This window comes from Parabacteroides sp. AF48-14, from assembly GCF_003477465.1.
Classification (GTDB): Bacteria; Bacteroidota; Bacteroidia; order Bacteroidales; family Tannerellaceae; genus Parabacteroides; species Parabacteroides acidifaciens.
This window is the reverse complement of record NZ_QUDI01000011.1, coordinates 103,267-117,819: the sequence shown is the minus strand read 5'-3', so window position 1 is coordinate 117,819 and position 14,553 is coordinate 103,267. Positions and strand designations below refer to the sequence as shown.

13 protein-coding genes and 1 pseudogene are annotated in these 14,553 nt (G+C 49.1%); 1 reads left to right on the top strand and 13 read right to left on the bottom strand.

The window, feature by feature from the left end; translation table 11 throughout:
- Positions 1-376 precede the first annotated feature (376 nt).
- The 13 genes and pseudogenes from DW083_RS07335 to DW083_RS22235 all read right to left on the bottom strand — a co-directional run bounded on the left by DW083_RS07335 (position 377) and on the right by DW083_RS22235 (position 13,889).
- Complete coding sequence (locus DW083_RS07335; RefSeq protein ID WP_233551890.1) at positions 377-631, bottom strand: HU family DNA-binding protein; 255 nt, start codon at positions 629-631, stop codon at positions 377-379.
- A 9-nt stretch (positions 632-640) separates the two neighbouring features.
- A complete protein-coding gene (locus DW083_RS07330; RefSeq protein WP_122331936.1) occupies positions 641-2,722 on the bottom strand; it encodes a DUF4906 domain-containing protein in 2,082 nt (693 codons plus the stop codon).
- 21 nt (positions 2,723-2,743) lie between these two features.
- Positions 2,744-3,349, bottom strand: a complete 606-nt coding sequence (locus DW083_RS07325) for a hypothetical protein (RefSeq protein ID WP_122331935.1) — start codon at positions 3,347-3,349, stop codon at positions 2,744-2,746.
- Positions 3,325-4,749 carry a DUF4906 domain-containing protein gene (locus tag DW083_RS07320; protein WP_122331934.1) on the bottom strand — a complete coding sequence of 475 codons (1,425 nt, stop codon included), beginning with the start codon at positions 4,747-4,749 and terminating at the stop codon, positions 3,325-3,327. The genes DW083_RS07325 and DW083_RS07320 overlap by 25 nt, the downstream gene beginning before the upstream one ends.
- A gap of 4 nt (positions 4,750-4,753) precedes the next feature.
- Positions 4,754-5,815, bottom strand: a complete 1,062-nt coding sequence (locus DW083_RS07315) for a hypothetical protein (protein WP_122331933.1) — start codon at positions 5,813-5,815, stop codon at positions 4,754-4,756.
- A gap of 52 nt (positions 5,816-5,867) precedes the next feature.
- Positions 5,868-6,905 carry a fimbrillin family protein gene (locus DW083_RS07310; protein WP_158582096.1) on the bottom strand — a complete coding sequence of 346 codons (1,038 nt, stop codon included), beginning with the start codon at positions 6,903-6,905 and terminating at the stop codon, positions 5,868-5,870.
- A 16-nt stretch (positions 6,906-6,921) separates the two neighbouring features.
- Positions 6,922-8,046: a fimbrillin family protein gene (locus DW083_RS07305; protein WP_122331931.1), complete on the bottom strand. Its 1,125-nt coding sequence runs from the start codon at positions 8,044-8,046 to the stop codon at positions 6,922-6,924.
- A 31-nt stretch (positions 8,047-8,077) separates the two neighbouring features.
- The gene (locus tag DW083_RS07300) at positions 8,078-9,139 is read right to left on the bottom strand and encodes a fimbrillin family protein (protein ID WP_122331930.1); all 1,062 of its coding nucleotides are present in this window, start codon (positions 9,137-9,139) and stop codon (positions 8,078-8,080) included.
- Between the two features lie 350 nt (positions 9,140-9,489).
- Positions 9,490-10,533 carry a fimbrillin family protein gene (locus tag DW083_RS07295; RefSeq protein WP_158582095.1) on the bottom strand — a complete coding sequence of 348 codons (1,044 nt, stop codon included), beginning with the start codon at positions 10,531-10,533 and terminating at the stop codon, positions 9,490-9,492.
- Positions 10,534-10,567: 34 nt separating this feature from the next.
- On the bottom strand, positions 10,568-11,677 hold the full coding sequence (locus DW083_RS22105) for a fimbrillin family protein (protein ID WP_158582094.1): 1,110 nt from the start codon (positions 11,675-11,677) through the stop codon (positions 10,568-10,570).
- Between the two features lie 466 nt (positions 11,678-12,143).
- The gene (locus tag DW083_RS07290; RefSeq protein ID WP_199659151.1) at positions 12,144-13,076 is read right to left on the bottom strand and encodes a site-specific integrase; all 933 of its coding nucleotides are present in this window, start codon (positions 13,074-13,076) and stop codon (positions 12,144-12,146) included.
- Positions 13,077-13,154: 78 nt separating this feature from the next.
- Positions 13,155-13,732, bottom strand: a pseudogene (locus DW083_RS07285) (GNAT family N-acetyltransferase).
- 4 nt (positions 13,733-13,736) lie between these two features.
- Positions 13,737-13,889 carry a hypothetical protein gene (locus DW083_RS22235; RefSeq protein ID WP_199659150.1) on the bottom strand — a complete coding sequence of 51 codons (153 nt, stop codon included), beginning with the start codon at positions 13,887-13,889 and terminating at the stop codon, positions 13,737-13,739.
- 367 nt (positions 13,890-14,256) lie between these two features.
- Between DW083_RS22235 and DW083_RS22100 the strand changes: the two genes are divergently transcribed.
- Positions 14,257-14,415 carry a hypothetical protein gene (locus DW083_RS22100; protein ID WP_158543396.1) on the top strand — a complete coding sequence of 53 codons (159 nt, stop codon included), beginning with the start codon at positions 14,257-14,259 and terminating at the stop codon, positions 14,413-14,415.
- Positions 14,416-14,553 lie beyond the last annotated feature (138 nt).

The following is a 14,553-nucleotide window of genomic DNA, read 5'->3' as shown; positions in this document are numbered from 1 at the left end:
CGATCTGTTCCTGTTATATAGTGCATAGTTCTTATTTTTTCTGTCCCTTAAAGATAAGAATTCTATTACTCTTTTACAATTTCTTCTTGGGCTTTTTCACACAGTCTCTTCAGCTGACGGTTAAAAAAGATTAGGAGGCAAAGCCTCTTCCTCTGCGGGCTTTAGCCCCTTTAATAAATATCTGTCTATAGGTATTTGAAAGGGTTTAAACCCACAGAGGAATCCGGCAAGCCGGGTATTTATTCCGTTCGTTAAAACGAACGGCAAAAGAGAGCCTGCGGCATGGGGCGTTGCCCCATTAAAAGAACAGACCGTTAAATCAGCATTTGCTCCTTCGCCTTGTTAGCGCTAACTATTCAAGGATTTAGAATTTTCATCAACCCCTTGCCCGGCTTGAACTTGACGATGGTACGGGACGGTATATGGCTGGGACGCCTGTGCGCGGGTTACGACCGGGGCGGCCGGGCTGTTGCCGGCAACTAAACAGGCCGAAGTTTTGCAGGCAAATGGAATTGCCTTTCTGAAATTCTTCGCTTAATACCTCGCACAGGGTGTCGAGGTATTGTTGCGATTCTTTACAAGTAATTCCCAACCGGTGGGAAAGGGTTTGTGACAGTTCTTTCTTATTCATTATTGTTTGTTAATTCGTTGTTTTTATTTTTACGCAACGGCCAAGTAAGCCATCATTAGGTCCACGATAATTTTGTTTACCTTGGCTACTGTCATTATATTGATTCTGGTATCCCCCGTAAACATAAACATTGGTTTTTTCAGTATTCTGAAAATTCGAACACCAGTAAATTCCCAAATGACCGCAAGCGTATCCTGCTCCCGATGATACATGCCGGTATCCCACGTAAGGCCAGAATAAGTTTGTCAAATTGTTGGCAAATGCCGCGTTCTTATCCAACTGACCATTATTGGTCTTGTATGTTACACTTGTTTTCGTTGTAAAATCCGCCACTGCACCACTTGGAGGAATACACCAACCCGCCGGACATGGATCAAATACGGTTTTATTAGGATAATTCCATAATTCTTTTTTATCTACACTCCAATTCTTTAAAAAGAAAATAGGGTTACTTATCGCATTTTCAATACCATTACCCGAAATTCCCGATGCATAAATACGGTTTCCGTTGGCATCATAAGTTGGCGTAATCGTATTTATAAGGAGAGCAGTACTCGCTATCTGATCACCCGGAAGAAACGGGTCTTTTCGTCCCCACTGATAAATCATGCCGAACGAATCGAAACCCGGTTCATTCGACAACGCTCCGATCCCCCGGTCCATCCAGACATACTTTTCCCACATAAAAACTCTGCTTTTACCGTCGTTGGTCAAGCTAATTTCCTGATTAGTATTTTCTGAAATATTTTTAATCTTCTCGTCTACATCATCCAATGTATAATCCGTTACCCAGATATGCCAGCTCCATAATATCTTATTCTCTTCGTCATAAGCGGCAATCAAGGCGTTCCCTGTCATATTGGCTGTCTGTATCCGGTATTCCCCACTGGCGCTCAAATGATAGATTGCCCGGATTAGTCCCGGTTTGGTTTGCCAGACGATCTCGGCACGGGCGATGTTGCACTTATCCTTAGAACCTACCCGGTCGAGATAGACGATTGTTCCCGACACGTCTGCACCCGGCGGATTATGCGGGTTAAAGGTCAGGAAGGAGTTGGGTTTGACCATATAACAATTGGCGCCCGGCAGAGAGGCCGGGATATCTTTGACTTCGAGGCGCGAATCGTTCTTACCATCCACACCGGTTATTTTCAAGTTGACGGTGTACGATTTATTCCCTTCTATATCAAAGTTGTCAGTGTTGTTATTCCCCGGATATAAAGTATAGTTCACTCTTTTTGCGTCAGTGTTGTTATCTGCATTCGGATAGTAATTGGCTTCAAGGTAGACGCAAGTGCAATAGTTATCCGGTTTATTGTTGTTTTTATCTTTTGCATCGTTTACTGTGGCAGTGCTTTTCCCCCGCCTGTTTTCCGGAATATACCAGGTGTAACCTTTATCTATATTGCTGACAACCGGTTCCAAGTCGCTATATAGTTCGCTGCTTTGAGCCGGATAAACAGTCCCGCTTGCCGGAGCTTCCGGACTGGCATCGGTCGGGACTGATCGCAATTGTAGCCAGAGCGGTTCAAACCGGGCACCGGACGGTAGGCTGGTCAAGTCTAATTTGAAAACAATCTTAGCCAGCCGGCTGGTCAGAGTAGCAGCAACGGAGGTTTCTTTTTTAATTACGGTCAGGCAGCTTCCGGTCATCAGGATGTTTCCACCCATCTCAGAAGAAGGAATTACTGTTGCTTTGAATGTTTTCAATGTACCGTTGAAGTTACTGAACGTCTTACCGGCATTGGCTATGAAATAGAGGGTTTGCTGCTTTTCCGCATTCTGTGGCTGCATCAGTCCGACCTTTAAACCTTCCAGTGAAGATAGATTTTGGAACGTGCGGACAATCATGGTTGGAGCGTCATCCCCTTCCCCATCAAACTGGATCACCGTCAGGTCCTGGATTGCCGATTCCTCGGCAGTAAGGTCGGTTCCCCGTGTCGATCTTTCGCCTCCAATACGGGCGACTTGCAGACTGCAGGTGACTTCAACCGATACGCCCTTCACGCTCTGCAACTCGTCTTTCTCCGCGCAGGCGGTGATCAGGGTTGTCCAAATAGCTAAAAGCCAGAATATATTCTTTGTTTTCATCCTGTTATTTCATTTTATCGGTTATTTCACTTTTACACAACGTACGGAACCGCCTAAAGAACCGACGATAGTGTTGGCAACGCTTCCGCTCGAACTGGTGATTTTATAAGTATAGGGTGTTGTACTTGCCCATTCGGTCGACCACATATATGCATTACCTGTATCAAAAGCGATACTGTTATTTAGAGCTCCCCTTGGGAACCAGGAATAGACACCCGGACCGACGGTCCATACAGTTCCGTAGGGATTGGCTGTGTCCCAAGCCATATTACCTCCACTTCCCCATTTATAAGCCTCCCAGGCAACCTTTGCCGGTACCCGCCATCCGGCAGGGCAGGGATCAAACACTGTTTTCGTATCGGGATCCCAGAGGTTGGTGATAGCAGCTGATCCGCCGTGCCAGGTACCTGATTTACCATCTCCACTTTGCTGTTGGAAAAAGACTGTCGGATTCCTGACAGACACGTCGAAGTTCAAAGCGTTTCCTTTATCAGCAGCCGTAATCACGCTACTAATAGCCGAGTTCTGCGCCTTGTCATAAAACGGGTCTTTCCGCCCCCACTGGTAGTAGAGGTTGCGGTTCTTGTCCTCGCGGTAGGTGTTCAGGGCGCCCAGGTTACGATCCATCCACTCATACGTATTATTATTGCTATCTGTCTGGGTGTGTATATACCGTTTGTTCCCGTTCCGTCCAGCACCTTGGCGTAGGGCGTCACCCAGATATGCCAGCTCCAGAGGATCGTCGTGTTGTCGGTGGCATATGCAGCGATCAACGCATTGCCGTCTATGCCTTTAGCGTTAGGCACAACGCGCACTAACCCGTCGGCGAATATGACATCGATCAGGTTCTCCGCCGTCTGCCAGACCGGCCTGACATCCGCGATCCGGCTGTACTGGTTTTCGATCACCTGGTCGGCATAGACTATTTCGGTTCCGGCAACATCCGTACCCGGCGAATCGTGCGGATCGAACGTCACTTCGCTGCCCGCTTCCGGCGCGACGACAAAGCAGTTGGCCGACGGGCTGACCGTCAGATTGCGCGTCGACACATTCGCATCGAAGCTGTTGACGCCACCCACAACGGGCAGCATCTCGTAGCTGTAATTACGGCTTACATTATAATGATCATCCTTTCCGGGATAGAACTTATAGGTAACCAACTGGTCCTGCATATTGGGGGCTTCGTAGATGCCGGAAAGCTCCACATAAGTACGGAAGTCGTCATCGTAAGAGCCATCAGCCGCCGCCGTCCGCACGTTTTGCGGGATATACCAGGTGAAGCCCTCCTCGATTTTGTCGATGATGGAGGTATAGTCGGTGAAATTTTCAGACGTTTTTTCCGGATAGTCGGTCGCCTCCGTGATCCCGTCGGCATATTTCAGCACTTTCGGCACGTTCCGTAAGCGGAGGCTGATAGGAGTAAAACGGGCCTCGGTCACCTCTAACTTCTTCGTATAGTTAAAATGAATCTGTGCAACCAGCCGTTTCAGTATGACCGGATGAGTCTGCTCGTCATCCACACCTTTCACCGGCACATACCCGGCGCCGAGCATCAGCTGGTTTTCGCCGTTGTTCGTCTTCTGGTCGAAAGGGATGGTTAGAGCCTTGAAATCGCCCAATGTCCCCTTATAGTCCTGAAACATGGAACCGGTATTGGCGATAAAGACCAGATATTGGGTGTCTTTAGTCGATGCCTTCAACCCGATCAGGTAATAGCCTTTAGCACCTCCATCTGCGTCCGTCTCCGGTTCGGGGTTACGCAGGTAGCGAGCGGTGACGCACAGGGATTTATCTTGTTCTGTTACATCCGTTACGCTCTCGTCGAGGTCGAATTGCAGGACCGTCAGGTTATGCAATGTGTTTTCGTCCGCCCCCTGATCGGAAGCGGCCTCCACCCCAAAACGGATATAGGTAAGGCCATCCGGCAAGACTTCGTCCCTTTTTTCCGGGATTCCGTCCGCCGAACAGCCGACCAACATCCCGATCTCCATCAGGAATGCTATCAGTATATATAAATTCGTCTTCATCTTATTATATCGTCATGTCTAAATCAATATCGTCATCCCACTGGTTGATCTTTATCGTATGGCTTACCGTTTGTTCGCCGCTGCCCGTTGTGCTGTTGTCCGTGACAGTTGTCCAGGGAGCAACGGTGATGTCGAAACGGACGTAATCCCATCCGTAGTTGACCTCAAAGTTGTAACGTTTGCCGGGGTCAAAAGCTAAACGGTTGATCTTGGCGTTCAATGTTATCGTCTCTTCCTCTCCGTCCGCAGTTGTCCCGTCTTCTTGCTTTACCTTTTTTTTGACCGCAACCGTGATTACCGCTTTGAATGTACTCTCGGCCTTCGGAAAAACCACCAAAGGCGTATTCTGCTTATTGATATAACCCGGGCCCTTGTCTACTTGCGACCCAATGGTAAAAGCATCGGTTCCACCGATCGTCAATGTTCCGAATTTACCCGCTGCATCGGCAGCAGGTATCACAAGCTTATTGTCCGGCAGCAGGTAGTTTTCCTCCCCTTCCGCGGCCAATACCATCCCGTCGATCCCGATGCTCCGAACGGTAAACGAGGCGACCGAGTCGACCTTTTGCGGAACTACCTGCACGGTAAAACTGATCTGCGAGGCGAGATGGTCGAGATTATTCAGTTGGATTGCAGTAGTCGCAGTAGCCTCTACCTGCGCCCGGGTGACAGACCCCAAGGCGTCCACCCCCTGCTGTATATGCCCGTGTTTGCCGTCTTTGCCAGTACCCGTCAACACCTGCCGCGGCGTCATGGCGCAAAAGTCGTAGGTGCCGACAGAGAGGTACATCGCCTCGCTATCGGTTTCATCAAGCATCAGACTGCCGCTCGTCACCTTATAGTTTCTTGCCGCAACCAGGTTATGGCTGTTCGGATCATAGGCCGCAATCGTCAGTTCCGTCCCGTCCGCCACACCTGTCGCCCCATCCGCCCGCGTCGGCGTAACCCCTGCCAGCATAAAGCTGACCGGCCATGCCTCCCCGTCATTTTCCCCGCGTCCGGCATCCACTTTATCGCATCCCGCCAACAATAGCAACGTCAACCCTATATAAAACACCCCTTTCATATTATATACGTACCTCCCTTTAATTCTTAATTTTTAATTCTTAATTTTTAATTTACTTCGGGTCCACCTCAATCACCTCATCCACCCCGATTCCTTCGCCCGATGTCCAGGGGTTTTGAAGAAGTGAGGTATTGAAGGTGACGGCTTTACGTGAGATTTGAGCGGTAATTTTGTATTCCGACCCGCCCTTCAACCCGCCATCCGGAGCGGTCAGCACGGCCGAGTACCGTTTATTGGCAGGCGTACCGCTTACCGTGAACTGTATGCCCGTAAAATCGAATTGCAAGGGAATCTGTGCTTTCCCGGCAACCGGAAGCAGGATAAAGGAGACGGTAAATTCCGTATCGCTACCTTGCGTTTTGGAGGCCGCCTTCACCTGTCCGTTAGCCTTGTCGAGGGGCGTACCGCCTGTAACGTCTGTCCCAGCCCCCCAGTAGATCATGTCGTAATGAGTACCGGCATCCCATGTCTTCGACAAGTCGATATAACTTCCCGTGCTGTCGATCGGAGCAATGGAGGCCGTCAGACCGGTAGCGGAGACGTAACCGTCTGTGCCGGCCGGTTTCACCGTCAGCACGACACGGGTGGCGATATGGCGGAAGGTCAAAGGGATAGGACTGCCCGCAGAGCCTTCCACTTTATGCGAACTGCTTACCGCCATCAGGTAATCCACCCCGTTTTGTAGGGTGACAGTCCGGTTACCGGTTTCCATGGCAGGCGCCAGGAGACTGGCGTCGTTGCTCGACAGGGCGTAAAAATTATACCCTTCCCCTACCGGCAGTTTCATTTCACCGCTAAGCGGGACGAGGTTGCACGTATTGTTTTCCAGATGGAACGTGTACGAGTTCGAATAGGCATATTTTTCCGCCTCCGCTGGAGTCTTTCCCTGCCAGGCATATACGGCGACATGTCCGTTTGCGGTTAAGCCGTCCGTACTGGCACCCGCTTTGGTCTGTCCGCCAACCGCTTGCGAAGCGGTGAAACGGACGGCGGCGTACCCCTCTTCTACGACAGGCAATCTGTCATCCGACCCGCTACAGGCTGTCAGCAGGCCGGCGAGGCACAGGATATTCAATATGCTGTTTTTCATATTCATTGAAATAACTTTAAGGGGTTGTTGAATCACCCGTTGGAGTCGTATCGGTTATATTTCCCACTTCACCACCGGTTCCGGAGGTCCACGGGACTACCGTCACAGTCGAGAACTTGATTTCCGTCCCGGAAAGGGTCAGCGTGTACTGGTTGCTCGTCCCCGCCAGCCAACCGGCGGAGGCATCGAGTTCACCGGTATAGGTATGGGTAAGAGGTTGGGCTTCGGAGCCACCGACAACCAAATTACCGATCTCTATTTTAATCTTCATTTTTTGGCTTGTTGCTTTGGCAAGCGGCAACAGATGGCAGGTGGCAACCTGGTTGGCAGGGGTCGTACTGCCGTTCGCAACTGTGCCGGAGGTGACAACCGACATCTGTTTAAAATAGGCCGTGTCGGCACTCCCCGGAGAGCCTGCCAAAAGGTTTCCAAAGCGTATTTCTCCGTTATATAAGTGCATCTTGGCCTCCTGTTCCGTAGTCGGCTGGATGGTTACCCTCGCAAGGTTAAAATTTTGGGCGGCATCATTACTTCCGGCATGGGCGCCATCCCCGAAGATGATCGTCAGTTGCACCTGCGTACCTGCGTGTCTAAACGTCAGGGGGATTTCCGCTTTTTTCGTACCGAATGCGATCTTTTGCTCCGGCACGGCAGCGTACAGGTAATCGATTCCATTTTTAGCGTCAACTGTCGTATATTCATCAGTCGGAACTCCATCCGAGGCCTTGTCCGTAGGAAAATCCGGAACAGCAGTTTCCGCACTATTGGTCGATACGGCATAGAAGTTGAAGGTTCCCGAGGGAAGGATCATTTCGGAACCAGAACCTGACGCCGGTGCGGTTGGGGACAAACTCTGGGTGCCGCCGTCAGCGGCAGTGGCTACCGTATAGTTGTTTGTCGCGGTGGCCTTGGTCTCCCCCGCCTTTTTCCGGTAGGCATAGATACGCACCTTGGCATCAGCGGTGAGCTTATCCGTACCGGCAACCACCCCTTCCGTACGGGTGGGGATGGCGGAACTGAAGAAATGGACTTCGACCGGACCTTCCGGTACCGGCTCGTCCAGCAGCTTCTCCCCCGTGCATCCGCAGCTCAGGCCGATGACGGCTATTAATATCTGTATGATTCCTGTCTGATGTTTCATCTTGTTCCCTCTTATAGTCTATTTCATTTTCCTAATAATCTTCTTCTATGCTACTGTCCGGCAATTCCCCCGGTTTTATATCCCAGGAGGTGACGCCCAACCGTATAAACCCGATCTCGTTTCCGGTGATGTTGACCGTGTAGTTATACTGCTTCCCAGAGACGAATCCGCCCTCCGGAGTGATGATATCTGCCGTGTAGAGCTTATCGGTTTGCGGAGCCAGCCCGTTGAAGGTGATCGACGGGAAGACGATGCGGACCGGCAGTTTCTGACCCGCTGTCATCGGCAGCAGGATGCAACCGGAGGTAAAACCGTTTGTTATGTCGCCTGCGCTTTTTAGAGTGGTGTAGCCGGTTATGTCCCCCTCGGTCGTATTGGTGGCTACCGGGTATTGTCCGATAGGATCATTGACTCCCAAGGTGATCTTCGAGCCCGCCGGATTTGTCAGCGGCAGGGTGATCGTAGGGGCGGTAGCAGCAGTGATTTTATCGTCGCCGCCTGTGCCCGTCACCGTGATCTGTATGCGGCTGGCAAGGCGGGTAAATGTCAGGGGTACGTTTTGTTTCTCTTCCGGCTTTGACTCTATTTGTTGCGTCACGGCACAATAGAGATAATCGGTGTTGTTTTTAAGTTCATTTGTTTCCGCAGATGTCTCACTTGTCAGTGCAGGCGGAACCGTGTCCCCGGCGGCATTGACCGAAAGGGCATAGAACGTGTAGGTTCCGGCTGCCAAGAGCATCTCTTCTCCACCCCCTTTTACCGTCAGGCTCCCGTCCCCTCCTGCGAGATAATCCCGGCAGTCCTGCGGCGTGGCACCGACACTACCGGCTTCCGCCTGTTTATAGGCCCGGATCGTGACGTTTACATCCTTCCGGAGTGTCTGCGTTTCCGGCGTCTCCTCCCCCGACGTACCAGCTTTCCCCTGCGCCTTTGTCTCGACTAAGTCGATCCTGCCACTAAACGACACGGCGATCTTTTCCTCCGGCAGAACAGGAGGAATCTCTTCTTTCAGAATCTCTTCCCCGGAGGAACAGGATAACAAAAGAAGAAGGGCCAATAATGGGCCGGCGATTATGGATGGATGTTGTAGCACGGTTGTTTAATTTTATATTAAAAAATAATGGTAAATGCTGATTTATCAGTTTGTTCTTTTAATGGGGTGTAGCCCCATGCCGCAGGCTCTCTTTTGCCGTTCGTTTTAACGAACGGATTGGGAATTCTCCGGCTTTGCCGGATTCCTCTGTGGGTTTAAACCCCTTTAAACACCAATGGGATAATCTTTTATTAAAGGGGCTGAAGCCCACAGAGGAAGAGGCTTTGCCTCTAATCCTTTTAACCGTCAGCTGAAGCAGACGGCAAAAGAGAGCCTGCAGCACGAGTAGAGATGCACGGCCGTGCATCTCTACACACCGATAAATCATCATCTATTTGCCCTATCTGTTATTAACTGCCACTATTATCCGGTTCTGTCGGGGTTAAATTTCCATCCTCGAGTGTACCGGTTCCCCACGCAGCTACCGTTGCACCCGTAAAGGTGATGCCGTTGGCTTTCAGGGTGGCCGTGTAAGTATATTGGTTCCCGGAAACAAAACCATTCGTCGGATATTTCAGATTTGTTTTATATGTACGTTCTGCAGCACCACTCGCTTCTCCCGTATTTTTCACTTTCAATTTCAGGGTTACTTCAGGCACAGGACTGCTACCAGACCCCACTAATGGAAGCATTATATAGGAGACATAGGCTGTCTTAACTCCATTTGCGTCTGCCACATCCCCTTTTACCATAGCAACAGACGTTGTAGAAACGGTTGTCGCCGGCTTTATCTCACCAGTGGCCAATGTCATCTTACACTCACCATCCGAGTTCGGATTTGCAGGTGTCGGAGGCGTGATCATTGCGTCACTACCGTCAGCGCTTCCCGCCCAGCTGTCTAATGTAATCCCGTCTCCTCCTTGAATATTTATGACAACCTTTACAGCTTTTCTCTCAAATTTTAATTCTACGTTATGAGTTTTATCTCCCCCGGAGATAGTTTGACTTTCTGCTTTTGCCCAAATATAATCCAAGCTGTTACTCAACTCACTTGTGACACCGCTTGTAAACTCGGGAAGAGCTAAGTCAGACGCTGTCGAATCGATTGAAATAGCATAAAATTTATATTCACCTGTTGTCAAAGAAAGAGGGTTCCCACTGTTACTGGGAGCCAAAACACCAGCGTCTCCTACCGTATAATCTTTCTTTATAGGATTAGACACATTAGGGACTGTTTCAGTGCTTTTATAAACGTAGACTGCAGCTTTTATTCCACTTCTCAGTTGTGTAGTCGTACCATCTCCCTTCGTCTGCACCAAATCGATCCCCCCGCTGAACGTGACGGGATATAAAGTATTGTCGTCGCTTGTGCCCGGTATCTCGGTCGCTTCCTTGGTGCAGCTTGCGGCGCTAAAGAGAAGGGCCGCAGTTAGTAAAATGTGATTTGTTTTCATGTTCGTTGTTGTTTTATTGATTGCTGTTAATAATTTATTTATTTGAGGGTATAAAATCCAAGTCGCCGCCGGAGACATCCGTCCAGCCGGTAACGGTCGCTGTGATCGTGATCGACGGCTTTTCGCCCGATGGATCGTCAGGATCAACAGGGTCGTCCGGGACAACAGGGGGCTTGACCGGGGGAACCGGGATGTCCGGGTCGTCAGGATCATCTGGATCATCTGGAACTGGCGGGTCCGGGTCGTCAGGGTCGTCAGGGTTGTCCGGTTTGATCGGAAGGTCGGGCGAGCCGACGATAATGTCGATATTATAGGCGACATTCCCTTCCGAGCCGTCTCCGCTAAAATGGACGGCAAGGCCGGTGTACACCAAATCATGCTCCGGGTTGCCGTCTTTCGACAGGATGAGGTCTACCGTCAGCTCCGTACGGGGCTGCACCAACAGGTTACCATTAAATGCACTGGACGCAGAAATCTCCATACCGCCTTCCGCTCCGGCTTCATAGAGCACCAGTTTCGGAGCATCCGCGCCGAACAGCAACTCACCGCTCGCCAGGTCGAGACGCGCCGTTTCCGAAGAGCCGTTAAGGCCGAGGGATTTCAGGTAGTAAGTCTCCGGGCGGTCTTCCGACAGATAGACCTTTATTTTTAGTAATGCCAATTGATGGCGGAACAAGAACGGCTCTGCTTGCTCCTCGAAAGGCTCCACAAGCGAACCGGACTGCGCTTTCGCCGTTATGACATCGGTCTGCCCATCCAGATAAAAGTCCACGAAACCGTCCGTCGCGGGAGCTTGCGGATAGTAACCGGTCAGATGTAACGCCGAACTGTCTGCCGGATAATAACGTTCCGGTACAAAACGGATTTCATGCCCGGTAGCGACAGCCTCCCATATCTCATCGTATTGCGCCGGACTATTCCCTTTGGCAATATAGAGGGCGGTACTGTCAAAACTTTCTATTATCGAACGGCTCATAAGTTGGGTATGCAGACGGATGGGGACTGCGGCCACCGGTGGATCGGGATCAGGGTCAGGCGGCGTGGGAGGACCCGGCGGTACAGGGTCGTCCGATTTGCAGCAGCTTAAAACAGAAAAGCTACCGATCGCCATTACATATAATAATATATCCCTAATTTTCGTCATATTCGTTTTTCCACTTTACCCCTTTGATTTTCATTTTTCATGCACCTTATTTATGAAATAAGGATATGGCTTTGTTCTTATTTATGAAATAAGAGAAAAAGAGAGAGCTAAGAGATTTTCTTGCCTATAGCTAACAGCCTCCAATTGTCAGAATAGCTCTTTTAAGAGTAGAAAAAGAGAAGACTCAAGATAGGAAGATTGAGTTGACTTCGTTAAAACTCATTAAGGACATGGCTATTCTAAGCCTCCCATGTACCTATACCTCGGTTTTCGGAAAAAGAAAGCCACAAATTCGACTTTTTTAGTATTATTCCAATCGAATAGTATGTTTTTTCATCAAATTACACGAATCTATTTGGTTTTCATTGTTTTTATTGTAATCTTTGCAGAAGATTTATTCTAAAAACGAAAATAAACAGACATAAAACGCTGTAATATAGTATAAAACGACTTGATTTACCTTATTTCATAAATAAGGTTTCCTCCATTTTCCTACCAGTTTTTCGACCCTGTGTGATACTTTTTCATTCGCTTTAATGATCTCTTCCGGGGCAAGACGCGCCAGGTAATTACGGGTCATTTTCTCTGTCGTATGTCCCAATGCCTGACTGATCACACTGATCTCAACGTGGCATCTATAGGCTTCCGAGGCCCAGGTATGCCGGAACACGTAGCTGGTTAGCGGCACGGCAAGTCCCAACAGGCGGCCGATCTCTTTCAGATGCCGGTTATGAAGGGCCAAAGCGGCTTTGTAGGTCTCGTGGCGGGCATCCGCAGGCAAGACGGGGAAAAGATACACCGAATCCGGACGGGCATACCGTTCGATCAGTTGACGCATCCCCGTATTGATACCGATCTGGATCAGCACACCCGTTTTCCGCCGCCGGTAAACGAGCAGCCGCCCTCCGTCCTGGATATTCTCGCGTGTGAGGTGCACTAAGTCCGTAAACGGCATCCCGCAGGCCATAAAGCTGAACAGCGCCAGATCAACCGCCACGGCCAGTTCCGGCTTTCCCCGCAGGTTCAGCCCGGCAATCCTCTCGACCACCTCAACCGGCACAGCCCGTTTTTTCGTCTCCTCCCGTTTCAGCCGCAGCCCCGCAAAAGGATTCTCCTTCCAACGGCCACCCGCCTCCCGGCAGGCTGCGTTATACATCGCCCGAAGGCTACTCATATAACTGTTCACGGTATTCACACGCAGCCCTTCCTTCCGAAGCGCCGCCCTGAACCCCGCAACCCTTGCCGCCGTCACCTCCTGCAACAGCAGCCTCTCCTTCATGCAATACCGTCCAAACCGGTTCCGCACCGCCCTGTACAAGTCCGCCGTACTCTCAGCGCCCGCCTCCCGCTTGCGCCTTTCCAACACCCGCATACTTTCACTAAAATCACTTTTTCGCATAAGCCTTTATCTATCTGATTAAAAATGATAAAGGTACAACAGATGGGGAGGGGGAAATGGAGAAGGAAAAGAATCTATTTATTCATCAAAATCATCATCTACAATTGTAGCCAAATCAAAATAGAGCAGACGGGTATCAGCATCTGCATCCTCTTCATTTAAGGGTATAAAACCGTTTTTCAGATAAAAGGGAACAGCTTCGGCATATGCGTCCACTGTGAGAAACGGCAACCGGTCTTGTTGTCAATAACAAAATAACTCTTGATGAAATTCAGAAGAAATGTTCCTACAGACTGCCCTTTCATAGATAAATCAACTCCCAAACGACAGATTTTCACCGCAGGATAACTTTTCAACCGTTTCTCATTCACAAAACGATGCTTTCTAAAACGGTTAAATTCCGTTTTACTTTCAAAATCATTCAAGGAAACCTTGTCATTCGCCAAACTGAAATAAGCAGAAATGACACTACTATCTTGCTTGCTTTCCATCACATAACTCACGGCTAACAAAGCTTGTCGATAAAGAATAGATTCTTTCAAAATAAAATCGTTCAAATCTGCGTCTCCACAATCGAACGATTCTATTGATTCTTTTTTCCTAAGTCTGCGTATATTATATACAGACGAAATATGATCTCTAATTAGCTGCTTCATATATTTATACTTTCAGCATTTTCATTGCAGCTTCATAGTCTTTCAATCTTCTTTCTCTTTCTTCCTTCGTTTCCTTAGGAGGATTTTTCATCCGCTCTAGGAACCTCCGGGCATCTTCCCCATAAAGTATCGGGGTTTCCTTAATTGGTCTTGCCATACAGCTTTTCCTCCTTTCTATTTTAGTTTTACGATACAAAGGTAACCCCTTTTCCCTTAATCTCCAACACTATCTCTCTAAGAACACTTTTATTTTCAATATATTGACGAAGTTGAACTAAAAGTTATCCTTTTGCAAAGAACATTTTTTACAATAACCCCCATTTTTCTATTTCACCGTAAAAAAGGCACTGTTCCGGTTTGACATTTAGCTGCCGGAACAACGTTTTTTATGACATGCGGGCAAACGGGCTGCGCAGCTCGTTTTAATAGCAGGACAATTGTCAAGCCATAATATATTCTTACTGACATTCCGATAAAGCTTAACTTCCGGAGAATCGAATATTTGAAACGACCAAGGGGAGGATATGGAAATATGGGAAGGAGCAGAAGTTGATTTCGGAAGGAGCCGGCACCTTATTTCCATGAAGCCGGACTTCATCGCGCTGACCCGGAACTTCGTTGCTCTGAAGTCTGACTTCATGGGTAACGAAGGTAAACTTCAGAGCGATGAACCGATACTTTAAGGGAATTTTCTGCGCACCTCGCGGCAATAGACTGGAAACTGACATATTTTTCACATCGGGCGCAAGCTTCGGTAAGGAACTTCACGGATGCCCTGCGAGGGGATTTCAAGACGTTTTTTACAATAAGCCCCCATTATT